This is a genomic window from Salinivibrio sp. KP-1 (genome assembly GCF_000968645.1).
GTDB classification, from domain to species: Bacteria; Pseudomonadota; Gammaproteobacteria; order Enterobacterales; family Vibrionaceae; genus Salinivibrio; species Salinivibrio siamensis.
The window spans coordinates 1-24,320 of sequence record NZ_LAQR01000005.1; the positions used below are offsets into that span (position 1 = coordinate 1).

General features: G+C 50.7%; 18 protein-coding genes and 4 tRNA genes. 16 read left to right on the forward strand and 6 right to left on the reverse strand.

Going from position 1 to position 24,320, the window contains the following annotated elements:
• Positions 1-241 precede the first annotated feature (241 nt).
• The 4 genes from WN56_RS07760 to WN56_RS07775 all read right to left on the reverse strand — a co-directional run bounded on the left by WN56_RS07760 (position 242) and on the right by WN56_RS07775 (position 5,529).
• Entirely contained in the window at positions 242-2,827 is a 2,586-nt protein-coding gene (locus tag WN56_RS07760; protein WP_046074501.1) for a family 20 glycosylhydrolase, read from the reverse strand.
• A gap of 199 nt (positions 2,828-3,026) precedes the next feature.
• Positions 3,027-3,671 (reverse strand): nicotinamidase, encoded by a 645-nt coding sequence (locus WN56_RS07765; RefSeq protein WP_046074502.1) that lies wholly within the window; start codon positions 3,669-3,671, stop codon positions 3,027-3,029.
• Positions 3,672-3,682: 11 nt separating this feature from the next.
• Positions 3,683-5,032 carry a CDP-diacylglycerol--serine O-phosphatidyltransferase gene (pssA, locus tag WN56_RS07770; protein WP_046074503.1) on the reverse strand — a complete coding sequence of 450 codons (1,350 nt, stop codon included), beginning with the start codon at positions 5,030-5,032 and terminating at the stop codon, positions 3,683-3,685.
• 113 nt (positions 5,033-5,145) lie between these two features.
• Complete coding sequence (locus tag WN56_RS07775; protein ID WP_369795700.1) at positions 5,146-5,529, reverse strand: GNAT family N-acetyltransferase; 384 nt, start codon at positions 5,527-5,529, stop codon at positions 5,146-5,148.
• A 124-nt stretch (positions 5,530-5,653) separates the two neighbouring features.
• Between WN56_RS07775 and murB the strand changes: the two genes are divergently transcribed.
• Both murB and birA read left to right on the forward strand, forming a co-directional pair.
• A complete protein-coding gene (gene murB, locus WN56_RS07780; protein WP_046074505.1) occupies positions 5,654-6,688 on the forward strand; it encodes a UDP-N-acetylmuramate dehydrogenase in 1,035 nt (344 codons plus the stop codon).
• Positions 6,685-7,653, forward strand: coding sequence for a bifunctional biotin--[acetyl-CoA-carboxylase] ligase/biotin operon repressor BirA (gene birA / locus WN56_RS07785; RefSeq protein ID WP_046074506.1), 969 nt, complete (start codon positions 6,685-6,687; stop codon positions 7,651-7,653). The genes murB and birA overlap by 4 nt, the downstream gene beginning before the upstream one ends.
• Positions 7,654-7,671: 18 nt before the next feature.
• On the opposite strand, the gene coaA is transcribed toward birA, so the two are convergent.
• Positions 7,672-8,610, reverse strand: coding sequence for a type I pantothenate kinase (coaA, locus tag WN56_RS07790; protein WP_046074507.1), 939 nt, complete (start codon positions 8,608-8,610; stop codon positions 7,672-7,674).
• Positions 8,611-8,819: 209 nt separating this feature from the next.
• Between coaA and WN56_RS07795 the strand changes: the two genes are divergently transcribed.
• The 13 genes from WN56_RS07795 (at position 8,820) to rpoC (ending at position 22,589) form a co-directional block, all read left to right on the forward strand.
• A tRNA-Thr gene (locus WN56_RS07795) sits at positions 8,820-8,895 on the forward strand.
• A gap of 7 nt (positions 8,896-8,902) precedes the next feature.
• Positions 8,903-8,987 (forward strand) — tRNA-Tyr (locus WN56_RS07800).
• Between the two features lie 37 nt (positions 8,988-9,024).
• Positions 9,025-9,099, forward strand: a tRNA-Gly gene (locus tag WN56_RS07805).
• Between the two features lie 13 nt (positions 9,100-9,112).
• Positions 9,113-9,188, forward strand: a tRNA-Thr gene (locus WN56_RS07810).
• Positions 9,189-9,292: 104 nt separating this feature from the next.
• Positions 9,293-10,477 carry an elongation factor Tu gene (tuf, locus tag WN56_RS07815; protein WP_046074508.1) on the forward strand — a complete coding sequence of 395 codons (1,185 nt, stop codon included), beginning with the start codon at positions 9,293-9,295 and terminating at the stop codon, positions 10,475-10,477.
• A 226-nt stretch (positions 10,478-10,703) separates the two neighbouring features.
• Positions 10,704-11,075 carry a preprotein translocase subunit SecE gene (gene secE / locus WN56_RS07820; protein ID WP_025674747.1) on the forward strand — a complete coding sequence of 124 codons (372 nt, stop codon included), beginning with the start codon at positions 10,704-10,706 and terminating at the stop codon, positions 11,073-11,075.
• 11 nt (positions 11,076-11,086) lie between these two features.
• Positions 11,087-11,632, forward strand: a complete 546-nt coding sequence (gene nusG, locus WN56_RS07825) for a transcription termination/antitermination protein NusG (RefSeq protein WP_025744447.1) — start codon at positions 11,087-11,089, stop codon at positions 11,630-11,632.
• 122 nt (positions 11,633-11,754) lie between these two features.
• Positions 11,755-12,183 (forward strand): 50S ribosomal protein L11, encoded by a 429-nt coding sequence (gene rplK / locus WN56_RS07830; protein WP_046074509.1) that lies wholly within the window; start codon positions 11,755-11,757, stop codon positions 12,181-12,183.
• Between the two features lie 4 nt (positions 12,184-12,187).
• Complete coding sequence (gene rplA / locus WN56_RS07835) at positions 12,188-12,892, forward strand: 50S ribosomal protein L1 (protein ID WP_046074510.1); 705 nt, start codon at positions 12,188-12,190, stop codon at positions 12,890-12,892.
• Between the two features lie 229 nt (positions 12,893-13,121).
• Positions 13,122-13,610, forward strand: a complete 489-nt coding sequence (gene rplJ, locus WN56_RS07840; protein ID WP_046074511.1) for a 50S ribosomal protein L10 — start codon at positions 13,122-13,124, stop codon at positions 13,608-13,610.
• Between the two features lie 57 nt (positions 13,611-13,667).
• Positions 13,668-14,036: a 50S ribosomal protein L7/L12 gene (gene rplL, locus WN56_RS07845; protein ID WP_046074512.1), complete on the forward strand. Its 369-nt coding sequence runs from the start codon at positions 13,668-13,670 to the stop codon at positions 14,034-14,036.
• 229 nt (positions 14,037-14,265) lie between these two features.
• Entirely contained in the window at positions 14,266-18,291 is a 4,026-nt protein-coding gene (gene rpoB, locus WN56_RS07850; protein WP_046074513.1) for a DNA-directed RNA polymerase subunit beta, read from the forward strand.
• Positions 18,292-18,374: 83 nt separating this feature from the next.
• Complete coding sequence (gene rpoC / locus WN56_RS07855) at positions 18,375-22,589, forward strand: DNA-directed RNA polymerase subunit beta' (protein WP_046074514.1); 4,215 nt, start codon at positions 18,375-18,377, stop codon at positions 22,587-22,589.
• Between the two features lie 157 nt (positions 22,590-22,746).
• On the opposite strand, the gene WN56_RS07860 is transcribed toward rpoC, so the two are convergent.
• Positions 22,747-23,232: an Rsd/AlgQ family anti-sigma factor gene (locus WN56_RS07860; RefSeq protein WP_046074515.1), complete on the reverse strand. Its 486-nt coding sequence runs from the start codon at positions 23,230-23,232 to the stop codon at positions 22,747-22,749.
• A gap of 144 nt (positions 23,233-23,376) precedes the next feature.
• Here WN56_RS07860 and nudC point away from each other — a divergent pair, with 144 nt between their 5' ends.
• Positions 23,377-24,147 carry an NAD(+) diphosphatase gene (gene nudC, locus WN56_RS07865; RefSeq protein WP_046074516.1) on the forward strand — a complete coding sequence of 257 codons (771 nt, stop codon included), beginning with the start codon at positions 23,377-23,379 and terminating at the stop codon, positions 24,145-24,147.
• Positions 24,148-24,320 lie beyond the last annotated feature (173 nt).

Here is a 24,320-nt window from a genome sequence, read left to right on the forward strand (position 1 = left end):
TGAAGGCAAAAACAGATTTAATCATCAAAGCTGATATGTGTAAGACTTTGATGAGAAAACACCAAGCCCTGACCTCACGGTCGGGGCTTTTTTGTATCTTGAGGGTGTATTAGCCCTGTGCGCTTTGCTTTAAACTGCCTGCCGAGTAGATGTCTTTCCATTTTCCATCTATCCAATATCCAATAAAAAGCCCCGTCTTGTCGACGGGGCTTTGTTTTTTCTAAGCTGTGTAATAGCTTGATTATTGAATTTTACTGACTCGACTTACTCGATCACCTGAAATGGTACGCAGCTGCACTGGTGCAGTGACGTGAGGAGCGTTCGCCGCATCATAGGTCTGCCAGCTTGCACCATTATCGGTTGAGTACTCAATGGTGAGTCCAGGGAATGGCGAGTTCGCTTTCAATATACCACTTTCTATCACTCCACCCGGAACGGGTAAGCGGAAGCCCACACCCTGTTGCTCTAGTTGTGGGAACCAGTAGTTCGCTAACTGATTAGCAAAGAGGTTGTAATCAATGTTGCGCTTGGTTTGATTCGCCTCTTGTCCGGTTTGAGTGCTTGCTTCCCATTCGGCACGGTGCCAAGCTCGCTCAGCCATGGCGAAGAGGCGAGGGAAGGTCATGGATTCAAATTGGCCATCGGAGCGAATAGTTTCACTCCAAATAGATGCCTGTAAACCAAGCACATTGTCTGGACGCGTCAGTGTTTTCACGGTGGCAGCGTCTAGTACTTCCTGTTTGGTGATAGGTGCACCATTGCGCTTTGCATCTGCGTTAGCGTAGAGATCATCGGGCATAAAGCTAAACGTCTTACGGGTGTCGGTAAAACGGGGTGCCCAATAATAGCCACGCTCACTTGGGTCTGGTTCATAGGGGTGGTCAAAATAGAGATGTGTGGCTTGGTTATAGATAACGCCATAGCCATTGTTGGCGAGATTATAGGCGCGATCGGCAACGCCCCACTCCCAGATATTTTGCCACGCGTTGCCATAGACGTGCTCATTGGCAAGTTGTGCGCGTGGATAGACTTTATTGTTGTGCATGAGGCCATCTTCCCAACCACCGAGATCGAGCTGATGACGTTGGGTAATGTGCGAAATACGCTCAACAAAGTACTGACTCAGATCGTCAACACTGTTCACACCTGCATCGTTATCTGCAATAAAGGACTGACAGACGGGCGACTCTTTCCAGGCACCGGCAATTTCATCACCGCCAAAGTGAAATGTATCGAGCGGCTGTATGTCTCGATGCGCGTCGACGAGCGCGGCAACCACCGTATCGACGAAGCGATAACTGGATTCCATACAGACATTTATCGCGTTGTCGGTAAACATCTGCACAGAGAGGTATTGTGTGTCGTCTTCAAAGTCCGTGAGCAAATATTCTTTCGCTTTGGCTTCATCACCTTGTGCCATGTACTTGTGGTAACGCGCTTCCATCGCTTTGATGGCCGCGTGCGCGTGACCTGGCATATCTACTTCTGGAATGACGGTGATATTGAGCGCCTCTGCTTTACGCAAGATCGCTTGATAATCTTCCGTGGTGTAATACCCATTGGATGCTTCTGTGCCGTCAGGCCCTGCACCTAAGAAGGGCAACACGCAGCGGGTTTCCGACAAATCATGACAGCGTTTGCTACCGACGTCCGCCAGTTCCGGGAGGGCTGGGATCTCAATACGCCATGCTTCATCATCACTGAGGCGTAGATGCAGTTTGTTGAGTTTCAAAGCGGCCATCTGATCGAGTAACTTAAAGATGGCTTCTTTGCTGCGGAAGTTTCGCGCCGCATCGACAGACAGGCCTCGGTAAGCAAAGCGTGGTGCGTCAGTTAGCGTCACCGCCTTGAGTGTGTCGCCGGTTTTGAGTTGCAGCAGGCTTTGCGCAGCATATAGGGCTCCCGCTTGATCAGGGGCATCGATGTCAATACGCTGCTGCTCAGGTTGTACATCTAAGCGATAAGCTTCATGCCACTGGTCGCTTCCATTCAGGCTGACTTTTCCCCAGCCCACATGAATAACTTTTTGGTTGGTAGGTGCCCAGTCGGTGGCTGAAATGCCAAGTTGATCGGCAAGCCATTGTGCTTGCGCTTGATAGCCATTGTCGTAGACCACGGTCCACTCGCTATCGAGGATGACATGGCCATTTTTCTCAATGCGACTGGCAGGGGTGGGTAGCACGTGCCCTTGGGTATTGACCAACGACAGATCAGCATTGCGCGCATAGCGCTGTTCGGCCGTGAACGGGTCATAATGGTCGGTGAGTGCACCGCCGTAGCGCTTCCACTGTGCGGGCGTGTCAAAGTCACCGACAAAGGCGAGCTCATCATCCGGCTTGGTGGGCACTTGGCCATTTTTGTGGTTACTGGTACTGGTAATCAATGCGGTATGCATGCCAGCTTCACCGTCGGACGCTAAATACCAGTTTGGCATGATATCGGATTTTGCGACTTGCCAGTCAGAGGCATTAAAGCCGACGACTAATTGATCACCAGGGGCGAGCGGAACAAAGCTGTCCGTGGGCTCGAGTTTGAAGAGATCCCCATTGACGTGTGAGACTTTAAGTTGATCGGTATCGATCGAATTGATCATGCGGATGTGACTGAAATAAATCGCCCAGCCTGTTTTAGGCAGTGTCTGAGTGCTTTGGTTGGTAAAGGCGACGTTACCCATAAATGAACGCCAGTCATCTTGCTTATTATCAATGACTTGGTATTGGACATCGAGGCCGTTTCCGAGTGCATCAAGCTGCGATGCAGGCATCGCCCAAGCGGTGCTACATAATGACGCGCCGATCAGGAGACCCAGTGCGGTAGGTTTGAGCATGCTATCCTCCAAACTTATTTTTTATTGTGAAAATAGTTAACAAGACAGTAGAGGATAGTGGTTAACAAGCCTAGTAATCTTGTTAGTCAAAATGCAGTTATGTCTAAAGACTCAAACTTATTGATGTGTGCGGGCTATGAGTTTCGTTAAAATAGCGAGGAAGATCGCAGCGGAAATTGATGATCCACTGCGATACAAATTAACGCGGAAGTAAGCAGCTTAACGCGATTTGACTATCCACGAGTCGAATACCGACGGCGATCATTTCGTCACAAGCCGACGATACCGTGTCGGGGTTAATACCACGACACGCGGCAAGGTTGACAATGACGTCAAAACGGCCGCGCTTTTTCAATTGGATAGCCGTGGTTTTGACGCAGTAATCGGTAGCTAAGCCACCGACAACCACGGTTTCTACTTCTTGGCTGTGTAGCCATTCAATCAAGCCCGTGCTGAGTTTTTCTTCAATATCATGAAAGCATGCACCGTAGGGGTGAAGATCAGGCTCAATACCTTTCCAAACCACATAGTCGTATTCGGTGACCGGGGGCAAGCCATCGATGGTTTCAAATCCTTTGGTGCCGGGCACAGCATGCTTGACCCAAGTTAGATCAGCATTCTTATGTGCTAAGGGCTGCAACATATCAGCAGGTTTATCAACCACCCAGACAGCATTGGTGGGGTGTGCATCTTTGGTGAGTACGCGTAGGTCAGCCAATGCCGCTTGCTGATTCAGAGCTGGCCCGATGGTGTCGCCCTCAGGCACAGGCAGCTCATCAGGACAAAGCGGTGTGAATGTGCATTGTGCATCAACGTCAATCGCGGCAATTTTGGCTTGTTTCATCGCATCATCACCTAGAGTATTTGATTGAGTAAATGATCGGCCTTAACCCGCTTAATCCGCTTGAGCAGACGTTTGACCGGGACGGGATAGTCCTCCATTTTTTCGATCTGTTTATAGCTGCCGACCAACTGAGTGTGTGCCAGTATCTTATCTACTTCTTGCTGTTTCTGCGCTTCGAGTTGCTGATGCTTATCATGGATCAAGATAGCGTTTTCTAAGTCTAGCTTCCATGCGCGTGGATTCAGGTTATTGCCCGTCAGCAACATGTATTGGCGATCGACCCAGATTCCTTTTAAGTGAAAACTGTTGTCATCATGCTTCCAAATATGGATGTTTAACTGGCGTTTGGCAATGGCTGCTTCGTTACGGCGCGCAAAGTTACGTAGGTTGACTTCATACAGGTAGGGGAGTGCCGAAATGGTCTTAAAGGGCGCTTCTGGCGGTGAGTAAAAGTCATTGGCGGTTTTATCGCCAACAATGATGCTCACTGTCACACCTCGGCGTAGTGCACGGCGGATTTCTCTGACCACACTGCGTGGCGGATTAAAGTAAGGGGTGCAAATCACCAACTCTTTTTGCGCGCTCGCAATTAGATGGCAGATATAGCGATTGAGCTTGTTCTTACGTTTACCCAATCCGACCATAGGAGTTAGCCCGACTTGGTCCTCACGGAGAGGCTCATTATCGTAGCGATAACTCGCACGCTGCAGCTGAGTTCGAAACTCACGAATGCTAGGCTTAAGTGCTTTGCTATTTGGCCGATCTGGCGAGGTGAGGCAATTGACCGCACTATCCGCCGTTAGGGTATTAACAATAAAGTCTGCCATGGTGTCGGCAAGCGCTTTATTGTCGAGCACATGATAGCGGTCGTATCGATATCTATTATGTTGCGCTAAATAAACATCGTTTAAGCTTGCACCGCTGTAGAGCACTGTGTCATCAAACACAAAGCCTTTTAGGTGCAGCACGCCAAACACTTCTCGGTTTCTGACTGGTACGCCGAGTACCTCTATTTTGTGCGGGTAACGCTCAGCATAGGCGCGATATAATCCCGCATTGCCGTCAGATTGCTCTGCCCCGATCAAGCCTCTTTGAGCGCGATGCCAATCGACTAATACCTTGATATCCAGATCAGGATTGGCCTGTTTCGCTTCATACAGTGCATCAAGCACGCTACGTCCAGCCTCATCATCCTGCAGATACAAGGCGACGAGGTAAATCCTGGATTTCGCCTTTTTTATTTCACTAAGCAAGCGCTCTCTAAACGAGACGGCATCTAATAAGGTTTCGAGATTTTCTGGCTGGTGCGCAATGGTGGGCAGACGGTCGATAAGCTGCCGGTTTGCGTTCGCTGAATCCATTGTTACCTCTTGTTGTTCGACGGCCAGAGTCGAGCGGTTTGATGCTAAACCCTGAATTATACCAGAAATTAGGTCAAGTCACGGATGACTGCGCGGTGGCTTTGTTGTAAATGTCACGCTTTAGGTGCGTATTGCATCGCGACTAAGTCTTTACCGCTATGACAGTAGCTTTGGTAGCGTGCCGCCAATTCCTCTGGCAGGGCTGGTGTGTCCACACTGCTGAAACCGTGTTGCACGTATAAAGCGGTCAATGGTCGAAATGCCAAGCAAAAGCTTGGACGATGCGCCAATACGGGCTGGACGGCGTCGAGTAGTTGATGACTTAGCCCCGACCCGCGCAAGTGTGGGTGCAGCAACATGCCAGTGAGTAATTGGTAATTTTGACGTTGTTGAAAGCGGACCGCACCACATAAGCCGCTGGGTCCATCCACCACCCAGATATGTTCATCTTTTTTCGGTTTACCCGGTGGATAGTAGGTTTTATAGAATCGTGCCACGAGAGGAAACCGTAACGGCTCGAGTGGGTGAATGTGGTAATTATCCATAGCCTAATAGATGCGCAATACGAGCAGGACAGGTAGTATACCTATCCATGATTTTTTCTGACAGCGTAATGCATTGATGAAGTGGTTATCTGATGTGTCCTTGACACCCCATCACACCTTTGGTCTCCCCGCCCACGCTCATGCTATCGTGGAAGCGCACACCGTGGAGGATTTATATGCGATTTGGCAGCATGCTGACGATCTGACGCTTCCTAAGCTAGTGGTGGGAGAAGGCAGCAACCTGCTTTTTTGCCAAGACTTTCAGGGCGTGGTGGTGCTTAATCGCCTGACTGGTATATCAGTCGATGATGAGGGCGACCACTGGGTATTGCATGTAGGGGCTGGAGAATCCTGGCATAACTTAGTCGCTTGGAGCATTGATAATGGGTTCCCTGGGCTGGAAAACCTCGCGCTTATTCCTGGCTGTGTTGGTGCGGCGCCGATTCAAAACATTGGTGCTTACGGTGTCGAGTTTTGCGAGCGGTGCGCGTATGTCGATATCGTCAATCCATTGACTCAGCAAACACGTCGTTTGACCCGAGCAGCCTGCCAATTTGGCTATCGCGACTCGATATTTAAAACCGACGCGATGACAGGGTGGGTGATTACGCAAGTGGGGTTCCGATTAGCGAAGACGTGGCAGCCCGTGCTCAAATATGGTGCGCTGGCGGATCTCGATCCAGAGCGGGTATCAGCGCAAACCATTTTTGACGCGGTCTGTGCGATTCGCCAAGCCAAGCTCCCTGATCCCCGTGAGTGTGGCAATGCGGGAAGCTTTTTCAAAAACCCAGTGATTGATGCACACCAGGCGCAAACCTTGCAAACCTGTTATCCCGAGATACCCATGTACTTTGCCGGAGAGGGGAAAAAGAAGCTCGCCGCAGGCTGGCTGATTGACCAATGTGGTTTGAAAGGCAAGCAAGTGGGAGGCGCGCGTGTACATCCAAAACAAGCCTTAGTGCTGACCAACGCTAATCATGCAACCAGCCAAGACGTTATTCAGTTAGCAAAGCAGGTGGTCGACGAAGTCAAGGCGCGGTTTGGTGTGACCTTGCACCATGAGGTGCGCTTTATGGGCGCCAAGGGCGAAACCAGCTTGGAGGCACAATGAGCAGTGCACATACCGCAAGGCTTACCCTTATCGATCGTTTATCCGATGGTGAGTTCCACTCTGGCGAAATGCTAGGCGATGCGCTAGGCATGAGCCGAGCGGCGGTCAGCAAACATATCAAAGTGTTGCAATCGTGGGGACTGGATATCTATCGGGTGCAGGGCAAAGGCTATTGCTTATCACAACCGATTGAGTTGCTCGATGACGTCTGGCTCAGTGAGCATACCGATGTGCCCGCTTTATCCGTGATCCCGGTCATTGATTCGACCAATCAGTACTTGATGGAACGTGTTGGACAACTTGCGTCAGGCAGTGTTTGCTTGGCTGAATATCAGCAGCAAGGACGGGGTCGCCGTGGTCGCGCGTGGCAGTCGCCTTTTGGCAGTAACTTGTATTTGTCGATGTATTGGCGTTTAGATGCCGGCCCTGCGGCGGCGATGGGACTGAGCCTAGTGGTTGGTGTGGCGATCACCAAAGCACTCCATGAACTAGGCGCGCCAGGTGTGAAGGTGAAATGGCCCAACGACCTGTATTTTCAGGATAAAAAGCTCGCTGGCATCTTAGTGGAAATGACGGGGCAAACGGGCGATGCGGCTCACCTTGTGATCGGCATGGGGTTGAATATTGGTATGGGGGCGCATTTGCGTGACAGCATCGATCAGCCTTGGGCTCGATTAGCGGACGCTTGCCATCCAATGCCATCGCGCAATACATTGGCGGCAACCTTGATTGAGCGTTTAAAAGAAGCACTGATTGACTATGAGCAACATGGGCTATCGAGCATCATGGCCGACTGGCCCAAGTTGGATAACTTTATTGATCGCCCCGTCAAACTACTCATGGGAGAGCGGGAAGTCCGTGGTATTGAGCGCGGTATCGACGAACACGGTGCCTTATTACTTGACGTTGAGGGTGACATCACGCCTTATTTAGGTGGAGAGATTTCTCTAAGACGCGATGACTAATCTCGGCGATTGTAAGGACTATTTGCGCACACGGATGCGTTGAACAGAGTGGTTGGCACCTTTTTCTAGGATTAAACTGGCGCGCTCACGGGTGGGTAAAATGTTTTCCGATAAGTTTTTCCCGTTAATGTCATCCCAGATGGTCGCCGCCTTTTGAGTGGCTTCGTCGACCGATAGCCGCGTGTAGTGATGAAAGTAAGCCTGTGGATCGAGAAAGGCACCTCGGCGGAACTTCATAAAGCGCTCAATATACCAATGCTTTAGTAACTCTGGTTCGGCGTCGACATAGATAGAAAAGTCGAGAAAGTCGGAAATAAACACATGATGTGGGTCATGCGGGTAATCCATGCCACTTTGCAGGACGTTGAGCCCTTCGAGGATCAATATGTCGGGTTTCTCCACTTTTTGCACGTCAGAAGTGATGTCGTACACCAAGTGAGAATAAATCGGCGCGGTGACGCAGTCTTTTCCTGATTTGACGTCGGCCACAAACTCAACCAGCTTGCGCATGTCATAAGATTGCGGAAACCCTTTTTTATGCATGATGCCACGCGACTCAAGCTCGGCGTTGGGGTATAAAAAGCCGTCAGTGGTCACGAGTGCAACTTTAGGATGATCTGGCCATCGTGTCAGCAGGGCTTTTAAAAGACGTGCGGTGGTACTTTTTCCCACGGCGACGCTGCCCGCGATGCCAATGACATAGGGCACATGATTTGAGACGGGCTGGGATAAAAACTCGTCTAGCACTTCCGTCCGGCTTTTGCGCGCTTTCACATAGAGATTAAGCAGCCGGGATAGAGGAAGATAAATATCGCGCACCTCATCCATCGACAAATGCTCGTTAAGGCCGCGCAAGCGGTCAATGTCATCTTCGGTGAGCGTCATGGGCACTGCATCCCTCAGTTCAGCCCATTGTTGACGCTCGAACGACAAATAAGGCGTTAGCGTTGCATTCATGATCCATGTGCCTTAAGCCAGTAAAGAGGGTGACGATACCGCAAACGAAAGGGAAGGAAAAGCGCCGACGATTGGCGTTGAGTGGGCGGGGTGGTTATTTTCGCAACAATCACGCGAAAAAATGCGCAAAAGACGAAAAAATCACCCATTTTTTTAAAATTCCCTATTGCACCCCTCAAATCCATGGCATAGAATGCGCAGCACTTGTCGCCGGCTTAGCTCAGTTGGTAGAGCAACTGACTTGTAATCAGTAGGTCGCCAGTTCGATTCCGGCAGCCGGCACCAAAATTTAGGTGGAATTCCCGAGCGGTCAAAGGGATCAGACTGTAAATCTGACGGCTCAGCCTTCGAAGGTTCGAATCCTTCTTCCACCACCATTTTCAAATTGTTTGAATAGCTCTACGAGTAACGATTGCGGGCATCGTATAATGGCTATTACCTCAGCCTTCCAAGCTGATGATGCGGGTTCGATTCCCGCTGCCCGCTCCACTCTTTTTAGAGTGCTGATATAGCTCAGTCGGTAGAGCGCACCCTTGGTAAGGGTGAGGTCGGCAGTTCAAATCTGCCTATCAGCACCATCCTCTCCAAGGTAACTTCAAGCCGTTTGATATATACTCAACAAACCTGATTGTTGGTTGTGTGGTCGTAATGCCACCGAAATACCGTGCTTAGAGGGACTGTCATGTCTAAAGAAAAATTTGAACGTACGAAAACGCACGTTAACGTTGGTACTATTGGCCACGTTGACCATGGTAAAACTACGCTGACCGCAGCTATCTGTACGGTACTTGCAAAAGTACACGGCGGTGCTGCTCGTGACTTCGCGTCAATCGATAACGCACCAGAAGAGCGTGATCGTGGTATCACCATCGCAACGTCTCACGTTGAGTACGATACGCCAAACCGTCACTACGCACACGTTGACTGCCCAGGACACGCTGACTATGTGAAAAACATGATCACCGGTGCGGCGCAGATGGACGGTGGTATCCTGGTTGTAGCAGCAACTGATGGCCCAATGCCACAGACGCGTGAGCACATCCTACTTGGCCGTCAGGTTGGTATTCCAAACATCATCGTGTTCATGAACAAATGTGACATGGTTGATGATGAAGAGCTGCTTGAGCTGGTTGAAATGGAAGTACGTGAACTACTTTCAGAGTACGACTTCCCAGGTGACGACTGCCCAGTAATCCAAGGTTCAGCGCTGGGTGCCCTGAACGGTGAAGAGCAGTGGGAGCAGAAGATCGTTGAGCTATCTGAAGCGCTGGATTCTTACATCCCAGAGCCAGAGCGTGCGATCGACAAGCCGTTCATCCTGCCAATCGAAGACGTATTCTCAATCCAAGGCCGTGGTACTGTAGTCACTGGTCGTGTTGAGCAAGGTATCATCACTGTGGGTGACGACGTTGAAATCGTGGGCATGAAAGACACCACCAAGACCACTTGTACGGGTGTTGAAATGTTCCGTAAGCTTCTAGACGAAGGCCGTGCGGGTGAGAACGTTGGTGTTCTTCTGCGTGGTACTAAGCGTGACGAAGTAGAGCGTGGTCAAGTACTGGCGAAGCCTGGTTCAATCACTCCGCACACCAAGTTCGAGTCAGAAGTATACGTACTGGGCAAAGACGAAGGTGGCCGTCATACGCCGTTCTTCAAAGGCTATCGTCCACAGTTCTACTTCCGTACGACTGACGTGACCGGTACTATCGAGCTGCCAGAAGGCGTTGAGATGGTAATGCCTGGTGACAACATCAAGATGGTTGTTACGCTCATCGCACCTATCGCGATGGACGAAGGCCTACGTTTCGCTATCCGTGAAGGTGGCCGTACTGTAGGCGCTGGTGTTGTTGCTAACATCATTGAATAATGATTTGACGAAACACTAGTAAAAAGGGCATCATTTGATGCCCTTTTTCTGCGTTTGACGCTCCTATTGGTGTGAATTTAGCCAGCAGTCGTTAGCAAGCGCAGAGTTTAGTGATCGTATCGTGCTTGATTGAGGCGTTATGGTCACCATGTGCCTTTGCCAAACACTGATTGTGGATGGCTGAAAAGGCACTGCCGTCTATGTAGACTTGTTACAGGTAGAATGTATGAAAGCGAACGCTGAGACCCAATCCGGTTCGATGGACATCCTTAAATGGGGTGTTGTTTTTGTCCTATTGGCCGCAGCCGTGATAGGGAATAGCCTGTACAGTGACGTGTCTGTGGTAGTGCGAGCTGCTGCCGTGGTGGTATTGGTTGCCGCTGCCGGTGGTGTCGCTGCACTCACGATGAAAGGAAAAGCTGCGATCACGTTTGCACGCGAATCGCGTATGGAAGTGCGTAAAGTGATTTGGCCAACCCGCCAAGAGACTTTACAGACTTCTCTCATCGTTCTGGCTGTTACTGTTGTTATGGCGCTCATCTTGTGGGGCGTTGACGGAATCATGGTCCGTCTAGTCCGCCTAATCACTGGCGTGTGAGGTAAAAGTACATGAGCGAAGCTCCCAAAAAACGTTGGTATGTGGTCCAGGCTTTCTCTGGTTTTGAAAGCCGTGTTGCGCAGTCACTGCGCGAACATATCAAAATGCACGAAATGGAAGACTATTTCGGGGAAGTCTTGGTGCCAACCGAAGAAGTGGTTGAAATGCGCCAGGGACAACGTCGCAAGAGCGAGCGTAAATTCTTCCCAGGTTATGTGCTCGTCCAAATGGTGATGAACGATGAATCTTGGCACTTGGTACGTGGTGTGCCACGTGTGATGGGTTTCATTGGTGGCACCTCAGATCGCCCAGCACCTATTTCTGATAAAGAAGCGGACTCTATTCTCAATCGCTTAGAAAAAGCGAGCGAGTCTCCGGTTCATAAAACCGTGTTTGAAGCGGGCGAAGTGGTGCGTGTGACCGAAGGACCGTTTGCAGACTTTAATGGTGTCGTAGAGCAAGTTGACTACGATAAGAACCGCCTTAAAGTCTCGGTGTCTATATTCGGCCGTGCGACCCCTGTTGAGCTGGAATTCGGTCAGGTAGAAAAAACCTGATCAAAAAAGCACCGCTAATGGTTGGCAAGGGCGCGAAATTTGACTATAATTTCGCGCCCTTTTGTTAAACGGGGAGTTTATCGCAAGATAGACGTTAGTACCCAAAATAAGGTAATTGAATAATGGCAAAGAAAGTAGAAGCTTACATCAAGCTGCAAGTTGCAGCGGGTGCAGCTAACCCATCGCCACCGGTTGGTCCTGCTCTGGGTCAACACGGTGTGAACATCATGGAGTTCTGTAAAGCGTTTAACGCGAAGACCGAATCTATCGAGAAAGGTCTACCAACTCCAGTTGTTATCACTGTATACAGTGACCGTTCTTTCACCTTCGTAACCAAGACTCCGCCAGCCGCGATTCTTCTTAAGAAAGCAGCAGGCGTGAAATCTGGTTCAGGTCGTCCGAACACTGAAAAAGTGGGTACCGTGACTGACGCGCAGATCCAAGAGATCGCAGAAACCAAAGCGGCAGACATGACCGGTGCGGACATCGAAGCGATGAAACGCTCCATTGCGGGTACTGCCCGTTCAATGGGCCTGAACGTAGAGGGTTAAGACAATGGCTAAAATGACTAAGCGCATGCGCGTAATCCGCGAAAAAGTTGATGTGACCAAAGAGTACGACATCAACGAAGCCGTTGCTCTACTGAAGGAACTGGCGACTGCAAAATTCGTTGAAAGTGTTGATGTTTCTGTCAACCTTGGCATCGATGCTCGTAAATCAGACCAAAACGTTCGTGGCGCGACTGTACTGCCTAACGGTACAGGCCGTGACATCCGTGTTGCTGTGTTCACACAAGGTGCGAACGCTGACGCGGCGAAAGAAGCTGGTGCTGATATCGTAGGTATGGAAGATCTTGCTGAGCAAGTGAAGAAAGGCGAAATGAACTTTGACGTCGTCGTCGCTTCACCAGACGCAATGCGCGTTGTTGGCCAGCTAGGTACCATCCTAGGCCCACGTGGCCTGATGCCAAACCCGAAAGTGGGTACTGTCACGCCTAACGTTGCTGAAGCGGTTAAAAACGCGAAAGCAGGTCAGGTTCGCTACCGTAATGATAAGAACGGCATCGTTCATACCACCATCGGTAAAGTTGACTTTGACGCAGACAGCCTGAAAGAAAACCTGGAAGCGCTGTTGGTGGCACTGAAGAAGGCGAAGCCAACTTCAGCTAAAGGTACTTACATCAAGAAAGTTAGCCTTTCAACAACCATGGGTGCTGGTGTTTCTCTAGACCAGAACTCTTTGGAAGCAAGCGTTAACTAATTGCGACAAGCGAGTGAGTAGTTTATACTCTCTCGCTTGACAATTTTATGGCTGAGTTTGCCTCGGCAAACTTCGTCCAAGACCGTAGGCGTTCATTACGAACTTAATATTTCCTACGTAGACGGTGCCAGAACATGATAGATTTCTCGTCTTTCTTGGATCTGCACCGTACAAGCTCTCTCTGCAAGGCTGTAGAGAGTGGTGTTAAACAATCCAGGAGCAAATCCAAATGGCTTTAAACCTTCAAGACAAAAAAGCAATTGTTGCTGAAGTCAACGAAGCTGCCAGTGGAGCCCTGTCTGCAGTAGTTGCTGATTCTCGCGGTGTTGCCGTTGACGCAATGACTTCTCTACGTAAACAAGCGCGTGAAGCGGGCGTTTACATGAAAGTTGTGCGTAACACACTGGCTCGCCGTGCAGTTGAAGGCACTGAGTATGAGTGTCTGCAAGACACTTTTGTTGGCCCAACTCTGATTGCGTTTTCTAACGAGCACCCAGGTGCCGCTGCGCGTCTTTTCAAAGACTTCGCAAAAGAAAACAAAGAGTTTGAGGTTAAATCTGCTGCATTCGAAGGCGCGATCACTGACCCAGAGGTACTGGCGACACTGCCAACGTACGACGAAGCAATTGCACGCCTAATGATGGGCTTGAAAGAAGCTTCTGCCGGCAAGCTGGTTCGTACTATCGCCGCTGTTCGCGATCAAAAAGACGCGGCCTAATCGCCCGTTTAATTTGGTTGCTTAATCCTTTTATTGTTGACTTTAAAGAGAATTGTTATGTCTATCACTAACGAGCAAATCCTAGACGCAATTGCAGACATGTCTGTAATGCAAGTTGTTGAGCTTATCGAAGCTATGGAAGAAAAATTCGGCGTATCAGCGGCAGCAGCCGTTGTTGCTGGCGGTGCTGCTGAAGGCGGCGCGGCTGAAGAGCAAACCGAATTTGACGTTATCCTAACTGAAGCGGGTGCGAACAAAGTAGCCGTTATCAAAGCGGTACGTGGCGCAACTGGTCTAGGCCTGAAAGAAGCGAAAGCGCTTGTTGACGGCGCGCCTGCACCTCTGAAAGAAGGTGTTGAGAAAGAAGAAGCTGACGCGCTTAAAGCTCAGCTAGAAGAAGCTGGTGCTTCTGTTGAAGTTAAGTAATTTATACTTAATTTCCTAGCCTGAAAAGGCATTGGCTGGTGGCTAAAAAGCCACCGGCCTTTTTGCGCTGTAGGGCAGTAGTGAAATTTTCACCCCGTTTTATCACTGCTGACCATGCAAAAAAAATCAAAGCAAGCGCTTTGATTTTCCTACACTAAACGGTGGTTGTTTAGTCACTGTCCCTTGTACTGGACAGTTTGGGTCACTTATCAGCGAGCTGAGGAACCCTATGGTTTACTCTTATACCGAGAAAAAGCGTATCCGTAAGGATTTTGGTAAGCGTCCGCAAGTTCTGGACGTGCCATACTTGCTGTCGATCCAGCTTGAATCTTTTAAGAACTTTATCGAGCAGGATCCAGAAGGGCAATACGGTCTTGAAGCTGCCTTTCGCTCTGTCTTTCCAATTCAGAGCTACAACGGCAATTCCGAGCTGCAATACGTTAGCTATCGTCTCGGTGAGCCAGTTTTCGATGTCAAAGAATGCCAAATTCGCGGCGTAACCTATTCGGCCCCACTGCGCGTCAAACTGCGCTTGGTGATGTTTGATAAGGATGCCCCGGCTGGTACCGTTAAAGACATCAAAGAACAAGAAGTCTATATGGGCGAAATTCCGCTCATGACTGAAAATGGTACCTTTGTCATCAATGGTACTGAGAGGGTTATCGTATCCCAGCTGCACCGTAGTCCGGGCGTCTTTTTCGACAGCGATAAGGGTAAAACCCATTCCTCAGGAAAAGTGCTATATAACGCACGCGTGATCCCATACCGTGGTTCATGGTTGGATTTCGAATTCGATCCTAAGGATATCGTATACGTTCGTATCGATCGTCGTCGTAAGCTGCCAGCTTCGATTATTCTGCGTGCGCTGGAATACACCACTGAAGAGATCCTAGACCTGTTCTTCGAAAAAGTTGTTTTCGAAGTAAAAGGCAAGTCTCTGGTGATGGAACTGGTGCCTGAGCGTCTACGTGGCGAAACCGCCAGCTTTGATATCGAAGCGGACGGTAAAGTCTACGTGGAGCAGGGTCGTCGAATCACTGCGCGTCATATCCGTCAGTTGACGAAAGATAACGTTGATCACATCGAAGTGCCAGTTGAGTACATTGCGGGCAAGATTTCTGCGCGTGAGTATGTCAATCAGGACACAGGTGAAGTGATTGTCTCGGCTAACCAAGAGGTCAGCCTGGAGACACTGGCGCAGTTGTCGCAAGCAGGTCACAAACGTATCGAAACCCTGTTTACCAATGACCTGGACCATGGCCCGTACATGTCCGATACCTTGCGTATCGACAACACCACGGATCGTCTCACGGCGCTAGTCGAAATCTATCGCATGATGCGTCCTGGCGAGCCGCCAACGCGTGAAGCAGCCGAGCAACTGTTTGAGAGCCTGTTCTTCTCAGATGACCGCTATGATTTATCATCTGTTGGTCGTATGAAGTTCAACAGCTCGTTGGGTCGTGACGACCTCACCGGGCCTGGCGTACTGAGCAAAGAAGACATCATCGAGGTGATGCGTAAACTTATCCATATCCGTAACGGTATTGGTGAAGTGGACGATATTGATCACCTGGGTAACCGCCGTATTCGCTCTGTGGGTGAAATGGCAGAAAACCAGTTCCGTGTTGGTTTGGTACGTGTAGAGCGTGCCGTTAAAGAGCGTTTGAGCTTGGGCGATCTCGATAACGTGATGCCACAAGACTTGATTAACGCCAAGCCTATCTCTGCGGCAGTGAAAGAGTTCTTTGGTTCTTCGCAGCTGTCACAGTTTATGGACCAAAACAACCCATTGTCTGAGGTGACGCATAAGCGTCGTATCTCTGCCTTGGGTCCAGGTGGTCTGACGCGTGAGCGCGCCGGCTTTGAAGTGCGTGACGTTCATGCGACGCACTACGGTCGTCTTTGTCCGATCGAAACACCGGAAGGGCCGAACATCGGTCTGATTAACTCACTGTCTGCGTTTGCGCGTTGCAACGCTTATGGCTTCCTCGAAACACCTTACCGGAAAGTCGTTGACGGTAAAGTGACGGATCAAATCGATTACTTGTCAGCAATTGAAGAAGGTCACTACGTCATTGCGCAGGCAAACGCCGCGTTAAATGAAGATGGCTCATTCACTGACGAACTGATCACGGCGCGTAAGACAGGCGAATCAGGCTTGCACCCACGAGACCATGTCCAGTACATGGACGTTGCGACCAACCAGGTCGTATCGGTGGCTGCTTCTCTGATCCCGTTCCTTGAGCATGACGATGCGAACCGTGCCTTGATGGGCGCGAACATGCAACGTCAGGCCGTGCCAACATTGCGTGCGCAAAAGCCGTTGGTTGGTACGGGTATCGAGCGTAATGTCGCCGTTGACTCGGGTGTTACCGCGGTAGCAAAACGTGGCGGTACCATTCAGTCCGTTGACGCCTCACGTATCGTAGTGAAAGTGAATGAAGATGAATTGGTACCAGGCGAAGCCGGTATCGACATCTACAGCTTGATCAAATACACACGTTCTAACCAGAACACCTGTATTAACCAGCGTCCAACAGTGATGCCGGGCCACGAAGTGGCAAAAGGTGATGTACTGGCTGACGGCCCATCGACTGACTTGGGCGAGCTGGCACTGGGTCAGAACATGCGTATCGCGTTTATGCCGTGGAACGGTTACAACTTTGAGGATTCCATCCTTATTTCTGAGCGTGTTGCTCAGGAAGACCGTTTGACCACTATCCACATTCAAGAGCTGTCTTGTGTGGCGCGTGACACCAAGCTGGGTAGCGAAGAAATCACCGCGGATATTCCAAACGTGGGTGAAGCTGCGCTGTCTAAGCTGGATGAGTCAGGTGTTGTGTATATCGGTGCCGAAGTGAAAGGCGGCGATATCATGGTCGGCAAAGTGACGCCAAAAGGCGAAACACAACTGACACCAGAAGAGAAGCTGCTGCGTGCCATTTTCGGTGAAAAAGCGTCTGACGTGAAAGACTCGTCACTGCGTGTACCGAATGGTGTGTCTGGTACGGTTATCGATGTACAAGTCTTTACTCGCGATGGCGTAGAGAAAGACAAGCGTGCACTCGAAATCGAAGAAATGCAGTTGAAAGAAGCCAAGAAAGACCTGACCGAGGAGTTCTCTATCCTTGAAGGCGGTCTGATGGCGCGTGTTCGCACACTGCTTTCTCAAGCCGGTTATACCGACAACCAGCTCGACGGCATGGATCGTCAGACCATGTTGACGCAAACGCTGGATGATGAAGCACAGCAAACCCAGCTTGAGCAATTGGCTGAGCAATACGACGAAATCAAAGCCGACTTTGATAAGAAATTCGACACCAAGCGTCGCAAGATCACTCAAGGTGATGACCTTGCCCCAGGCGTGTTGAAGATTGTTAAAGTCTACCTTGCGGTGAAACGTCGCATTCAGCCAGGCGATAAGATGGCCGGTCGTCACGGTAACAAAGGTGTTATCTCTAAGATCAACCCGATCGAAGATATGCCTTACGACGAGTCAGGCGAGCCTGTTGACTTAGTGCTGAACCCACTGGGTGTTCCTTCGCGGATGAACATCGGTCAGATCCTAGAAACACACTTGGGTCTGGCGGCGAAAGGTATTGGTGACAAGATCAATCGCATGCTCAAAGAGCAGCAGGAACTGGCGAAATTCCGTGAGTTCTTGCAGAAGGTCTATGATCTGGGTGAGACCCGTCAGGAAGTGGACATCAGTAAACTGACTGACGAGGAAGTTCGCACGTTGATCAATAACCTGCGTGATGGTCTGCCAACTGCGTCTCCTGTCTTTGATGGTGCGCCTGAGCCGGTTGTCAAAGAGCTATTGAAACTGGGTGATTTGCCAGAGTCAGGTCAGCTTGACCTTTACGATGGCCGCACGGGTGAGAAGTTTGAGCGTCCAGTAACCGTGGGTTACATGTACATGCTGAAACTCAACCACCTTGTTGACGATAAGATGCACGCCCGTTCAACAGGCTCTTACAGCTTGGTAACTCAGCAGCCGCTGGGTGGTAAAGCACAGTTCGGTGGTCAGCGCTTCGGTGAGATGGAAGTATGGGCACTGGAAGCATACGGTGCTGCCTATACCCTGCAAGAAATGCTCACCGTGAAGTCGGATGACGTTAATGGCCGTACCAAGATGTATAAAAACATCGTTGATGGCGACCATCGTATGGAGCCGGGCATGCCGGAATCTTTCAACGTATTGCTGAAAGAAATCCGCTCGTTGGGTATCAACATCGAGCTGGAAGACGAGTAAGCCACGCGCTACTCTCTCCGGTAAGAATATGAAGGCGCTGCCGGTCAGCGCCTTTATGGGTCAACTCCTCACAGGAGCCGATTGTGAAAGACTTACTTAAGTTTCTGAAAGCACAACATAAGACCGAAGAATTTGATTCAATCAAGATCGGTCTTGCCTCACCTGACATGATTCGTTCATGGTCGTTTGGTGAAGTGAAAAAGCCAGAAACCATTAACTACCGTACCTTTAAGCCTGAACGTGACGGTTTGTTCTGTGCACGTATCTTTGGCCCGGTCAAAGACTATGAGTGTCTTTGCGGTAAGTACAAGCGCCTCAAGCACCGCGGCGTCATTTGTGAAAAATGTGGCGTTGAAGTTACTCAGACCAAAGTACGCCGTGAGCGTATGGGTCACATTGAGCTGGCTTCTCCTGTTGCCCACATTTGGTTCCTGAAGTCGCTGCCATCGCGCATCGGCTTGCTGATGGACATGCCACTGCGTGACATCGAGCGCGTGCTTTACTTTGAGTCGTACATTGTTATTGAACCAGGCATGACCAACCTCGAGCGTGGTCAGATGATGTCTGAAGAACAATATCTAGACGCACTCGAAGAGTGGGGCGACGAATTTGACGCGCGCATGGGCGCTGAAGCAGTCAAAGCACTGCTGGCGAACATGGATCTGTCGGTTGAGACAGAACAAATGCGTGAGCAGCTCGAAGAGACCAACTCTGAGACCAAGCGTAAGAAGATCACCAAGCGTTTGAAGCTGGTTGAATCCTTCTTGCAATCAGGTAACAACCCTGAGTGGATGATCCTGACCGTGCTGCCTGTGCTGCCGCCGGATCTGCGTCCATTGGTACCGTTGGATGGTGGTCGCTTTGCGACGTCAGATCTTAACGATCTGTATCGCCGCGTGATCAACCGTAACAACCGTTTGAAGCGCCTGCTTGATCTTGCTGCCCCAGACATCATCGTGCGCAACGAAAAGCGCATGCTGCAAGAGTCTGTGGATGCGATGCTGGATAACGGTCGTCGTGGTCGTGCGATCACCGGTTCGAATAAGCGTCCGCTGAAATCGCTGGCTGACATGATCAAAGGTAAGCAGGGTCGTTTCCGTCAGAACCTGCTGGGTAAACGTGTTGATTACTCTGGCCGTTCGGTGATTACCGTGGGTCCATACTTGCGCCTGCATCAGTGTGGTCTGCCAAAGAAAATGGCACTCGAGCTGTTTAAACCGTTTATCTACGGCAAGCTTGAGACTCGTGGTCTAGCGACCACCATCAAAGCGGCCAAGAAGATGGTTGAGCGCGAAGAAGCCGTGGTATGGGACATCTTGGATGAAGTCATCCGTGAACACCCTGTCCTGCTAAACCGTGCACCAACACTTCACCGTTTGGGTATCCAAGCGTTTGAACCTGTGCTTATCGAAGGTAAGGCGATTCAGCTACACCCATTGGTGTGTGCGGCCTATAACGCCGACTTCGATGGTGACCAGATGGCGGTTCACGTACCGCTGACGCTGGAAGCCCAGCTCGAAGCGCGTGCGTTGATGATGTCAACCAACAACATTCTTTCGCCAGCATCGGGTGATCCTATCATTGTACCGTCTCAGGACGTGGTACTGGGTCTTTACTACATGACCCGTGAGAAGGTGAACGGCAAAGGCGAAGGCATGTACCTGGCAGGCCCAGGCGAAGCTGAAAAAGTTTACCGTACCGGTCATGCTGAACTGCATAGCCGTGTAAAAGTGCGCATCAAGCAAATCGATATCGATGAGATGGGTGCACGCACCGAGAAAGAAGCGCTCGTCGATACCACCGTCGGTCGTGCCATGCTGTGGACTATTGTTCCAGACGGCCTGCCCTACGAGTTGGTTAACCAGCCGCTAGGCAAAAAGCAAATCTCTAATTTGCTCAACACGTGCTACCGTAAGCTGGGTCTGAAAGATACGGTTATCTTTGCTGACCAAATCATGTACACAGGTTTTGCCTATTCCGCGCTATCGGGCACCTCTGTCGGCATCGACGACATGGTGATCCCACAAGCGAAATACGATCTGATTGAAGCGGCTGAAAGCGAAGTTGCGGAAATCCAAGAGCAATTCCAGTCGGGTCTGGTGACCGCTGGTGAGCGCTATAACAAAGTGATCGATATTTGGGCGGCGGCGAACGAGCAAGTCGCGAAAGCCATGATGGATAACCTGTCTAATGAGACAGTGATTAACCGTGACGGTGAAGAAGAGACGCAAAGCTCGTTCAACAGCGTATACATGATGGCCGATTCCGGGGCGCGTGGTTCTGCCGCACAGATCCGTCAGTTGGCGGGTATGCGTGGTCTGATGGCGAAACCGGATGGTTCTATCATCGAAACGCCGATCACCGCGAACTTCCGTGAAGGTCTGAACGTACTGCAGTACTTTATCTCTACGCACGGTGCGCGTAAGGGTCTCGCCGATACCGCACTGAAGACAGCGAACTCAGGTTATCTGACACGTCGTCTGGTTGACGTTGCCCAAGACGTGGTGGTGACCGAAACCGATTGTGGTACCGAAGGTGGTATCCACATGATGGCGGTTATCGAAGGTGGCGACGTAAAAGAAGCCCTGCGTGAGCGTGTGCTGGGTCGTGTGGTGGCTGAAGATGTGCTTAAGCCGGGCACAGAAGAAGTGCTGGCGCCACGTAACACCCTGTTGGACGAGAAATGGTGTGACATTCTTGAGCACCACTCTGTCGACAAGGTAAAAGTGCGCTCTGTCGTGACCTGTGAAACTGACTTTGGTTGCTGTGCGAACTGTTACGGCCGTGACTTGGCACGTGGTCACTTGGTTAACCACGGTGAGTCTGTGGGCGTTATCGCCGCACAGTCTATCGGTGAGCCAGGCACACAGCTGACCATGCGTACCTTCCACATCGGTGGTGCGGCATCGCGTGCAGCAGCAGAAAACAACATCCAGGTGAAGAACAAAGGTTCTATGCACCTGCACAATGTGAAATCTGTGACCAATAGCGACGGTAAGCTAGTGATTACCTCGCGTGCGTCAGAGATGACCATTGTGGATGAGTTTGGCCGTACCAAAGAGAGCTACAAAGTCCCTTACGGTGCCATGCTGAGCAAGCAAGACGGCGAAGCCGTTGAAGCCGGCGACGTGGTGGCTAACTGGGACCCACACACCATGCCAATCATCACTGAGGTAGAAGGTAGCCTTCGCTTCGTGGATATGATTGATGGTGCGACTATGCAGCGTCAAACGGACGAGCTTACGGGTCTGTCTTCTATCGTGGTCATGGATGCCTCTGAGCGCCCATCATCCGGTAAAGACAAGCGTCCTGCGGTGAAGTTGGTGGATGCACAAGGCAACGATGTGATGGTACCTGGCACTGATATGCCAGTTCAGTACTTCTTGCCTGGTAAAGCGATCGTTCAACTGGACGACGGCGCAAGCGTTGGTATTGGTGACACCCTTGCTCGTATCCCGCAAGAAAGCGGCGGTACCAAGGATATCACTGGTGGTCTACCACGTGTTGCTGACCTGTTTGAAGCACGTAAGCCAAAAGAGCCTGCTATCTTGGCAGAGATCACAGGTACTGTTTCCTTCGGTAAAGAAACCAAAGGTAAGCGCCGCCTGATTATCACGCCAGAAGAGGGTAAAGCTTACGAAGAGATGATTCCAAAATGGCGTCAGCTCAACGTATTCGAAGGTGAAAAAGTCGAGAAAGGTGATGTGATCGCAGACGGTCCTGAATCACCACACGACATTCTGCGTTTGCGTGGCATTCACGCGGTAGCAGAATACATCACTAACGAAGTCCAAGACGTTTACCGTCTGCAGGGTGTTAAGATCAACGATAAGCACATCGAGACCATCGTGCGTCAGATGCTGCGTAAAGTGACCATTAAGTCTGCCGGTGATACGGAGTTCTTGGAAGGCGAGCAGGTGGAATACTCACGTGTGATGATTGCTAACCGTGATCTCGAAGCGGAAGGCAAGCAGCCGGCGACCTTTGGTCGTGATCTGCTGGGTATCACCAAAGCCTCGTTGGCGACTGAGTCATTCATCTCAGCGGCATCGTTCCAGGAAACCACGCGCGTGCTGACTGAAGCAGCCGTGGCAGGTAAGCGTGATGACTTGCGTGGTCTGAAAGAGAACGTGATTGTGGGTCGTCTGATCCCAGCCGGTACCGGCTTCGCGTATCACAAAGACCGTCAAGCAAAACGTGCCGAGCCAGAGCAGCCAGTAGCCCCTCAGGTCGATGCAGAGCAAGCTTCGCAAGATCTTGCTGCGCTACTGAACGCGGGTCTGAACGACGATAGCTAAGCGTGGAAGCGTTGATAACATCAACGCCCACAGCGAAATAAAAAGGCACCTCTTCGGAGGTGCCTTTTGTTTATCTGGCGTGTGGGGTTGTCAGTGACGACAGCAACAAAAAAGCCGCCTAGGTTGGCGGCGTTATACAGCTGACAGGCAGGTTGACTTACGCACCCGGTGGGTGAGCAAGGCTGTCGGCAATGACGCGAATTAGGGTATCTTCTAACTCAAAACGCTGCTCTAACCACTCGCCAATCGCAGACATATCTTGATCGAAATCCGTGGCGTCATAATCATCATCGTCGAGGTCGATCGCGCTAAATTTATCGTTGTAGTCCAACAGTGGATCGGTCGTATCGACAATACGGAAATAGAGGTTGTCGGTCTCTTTGGTGGCAGAGAAGCCTGTCGACTGCCAACGCTCCATGACCATGTTATAAATTTTGAAGTGACCGGTGGAGATGTAATCGACTAGGTAGTCACAAAAACGGTCAAGCTCGGCTTTGGTTGGCAAGGCTTGCTTCTTTTTCGCGGCCACGCCGGCCACATTGTAATACTCCACCAACAGTTGGCGACGTAGCTCGAGCCAGTAATCGATAACCTCGTCGTAACCGCTCCATTGTGCTTTGGTTCGTTCGAGTTGTCTCAGCATGATCGGTATCCTCGTGATCGATCAGCGAATGAATGGCACTATAAAAGGCCAGCTGAAAATTAACGGGCTGCTCAATCCTTTGCATCACGTTATAAAGCTAGATTGCCAGTATTCAAGTATAGCTGCAAGGCTAAGGAAGTGACCATGTCTCAGAATCAACAAGCCGTCTATGTGTGCGCGATTACCAAGGGCAAACTCTGGCTACCCAAAGGGGAGCTGCCATGTATCCCCTTGTCGCAGTTACCCTTTTCTGGCGGTGAAACCGTAACAGTCGGTGATTATCAGCACACGCCCGTCGTGGGGGTATTTAATTGTAACCCGATGCTTCCCCATGATGAGATGGCGGGTTTACGAGACTTACTTCCCTTCCTGTCAGCCGACTTATTTGCGTTAGTGGGGTGTGTGGTTCAGCTCGATTATATGCGCCAGCAGCAAGCATTCTGTGGTCGTTGTGGTCAGCGCACTGCGTTCGACGCTCAGGCGGTGGCGATGCGGTGCGCTAACTGTCAGCGTCACGATTATCCGCGTGTCTCGCCGTGTGTGATTGTGGCGGTGCGCGATGATAAGCGGTTACTACTGGCACAACATCCAAGGCATAAAACCGGGATGTATACCGTGATTGCTGGGTTCGTCGAGCCCGGAGAAACGCTCGAACAGTGTGTGGCGCGCGAGGTCGAGGAGGAGACGGGGATTCAGGTTAAAAATATCCGTTATATGGATAGCCAGCCTTGGGCGTTTCCCTCTAATTTGATGATGGGCTTTTTAGCAGAGTATGCGGGCGGTGAGTTAAAGCCTGACTACGAAGAGCTCAGTGACGCACAATGGTTTGATTGCGACGCCCTACCGCCAGTGGCGCCAAGGGGGACGATTGCCCGACGCTTGATTGAGGCCAGTTGCACCTTGGCGCAGGCATAAAAAAACCCGGCCGTAGGGGAGCCGGGGTAAGATGCGAACATATTGTCTTTCGTAGACCTATTGTCGTTATGGGTCGGTTGTAACATGCGGTTAAATGATCAGCAATCCTTTGCTGCCCCTAGGTGACAGTTTTATGATCCTGTTAACAAAGCTTGGCTTTTGTTGCTACCGCA

Bases quoted from the DNA above. Each gene is read 5' to 3' on its own strand.
- nudC (WP_046074516.1), top strand. From the start codon at position 23,377: ATGTCTCAGAATCAACAAGCCGTCTATGTGTGCGCGATTACCAAGGGC.
- rplA (WP_046074510.1), top strand. From the start codon at position 12,188: ATGGCTAAAATGACTAAGCGCATGCGCGTAATCCGCGAAAAAGTTGAT.
- secE (WP_025674747.1), top strand. From the start codon at position 10,704: ATGAAAGCGAACGCTGAGACCCAATCCGGTTCGATGGACATCCTTAAA.
- rpoB (WP_046074513.1), top strand. From the start codon at position 14,266: ATGGTTTACTCTTATACCGAGAAAAAGCGTATCCGTAAGGATTTTGGT.
- rplL (WP_046074512.1), top strand. From the start codon at position 13,668: ATGTCTATCACTAACGAGCAAATCCTAGACGCAATTGCAGACATGTCT.
- nusG (WP_025744447.1), top strand. From the start codon at position 11,087: ATGAGCGAAGCTCCCAAAAAACGTTGGTATGTGGTCCAGGCTTTCTCT.
- WN56_RS07860 (WP_046074515.1), bottom strand. From the start codon at position 23,232: ATGCTGAGACAACTCGAACGAACCAAAGCACAATGGAGCGGTTACGAC.
- WN56_RS07765 (WP_046074502.1), bottom strand. From the start codon at position 3,671: ATGAAACAAGCCAAAATTGCCGCGATTGACGTTGATGCACAATGCACA.
- rplK (WP_046074509.1), top strand. From the start codon at position 11,755: ATGGCAAAGAAAGTAGAAGCTTACATCAAGCTGCAAGTTGCAGCGGGT.
- coaA (WP_046074507.1), bottom strand. From the start codon at position 8,610: ATGAATGCAACGCTAACGCCTTATTTGTCGTTCGAGCGTCAACAATGG.
- birA (WP_046074506.1), top strand. From the start codon at position 6,685: ATGAGCAGTGCACATACCGCAAGGCTTACCCTTATCGATCGTTTATCC.
- pssA (WP_046074503.1), bottom strand. From the start codon at position 5,032: ATGGATTCAGCGAACGCAAACCGGCAGCTTATCGACCGTCTGCCCACC.
- tuf (WP_046074508.1), top strand. From the start codon at position 9,293: ATGTCTAAAGAAAAATTTGAACGTACGAAAACGCACGTTAACGTTGGT.
- rplJ (WP_046074511.1), top strand. From the start codon at position 13,122: ATGGCTTTAAACCTTCAAGACAAAAAAGCAATTGTTGCTGAAGTCAAC.
- murB (WP_046074505.1), top strand. From the start codon at position 5,654: ATGAAGTGGTTATCTGATGTGTCCTTGACACCCCATCACACCTTTGGT.
- WN56_RS07760 (WP_046074501.1), bottom strand. From the start codon at position 2,827: ATGCTCAAACCTACCGCACTGGGTCTCCTGATCGGCGCGTCATTATGT.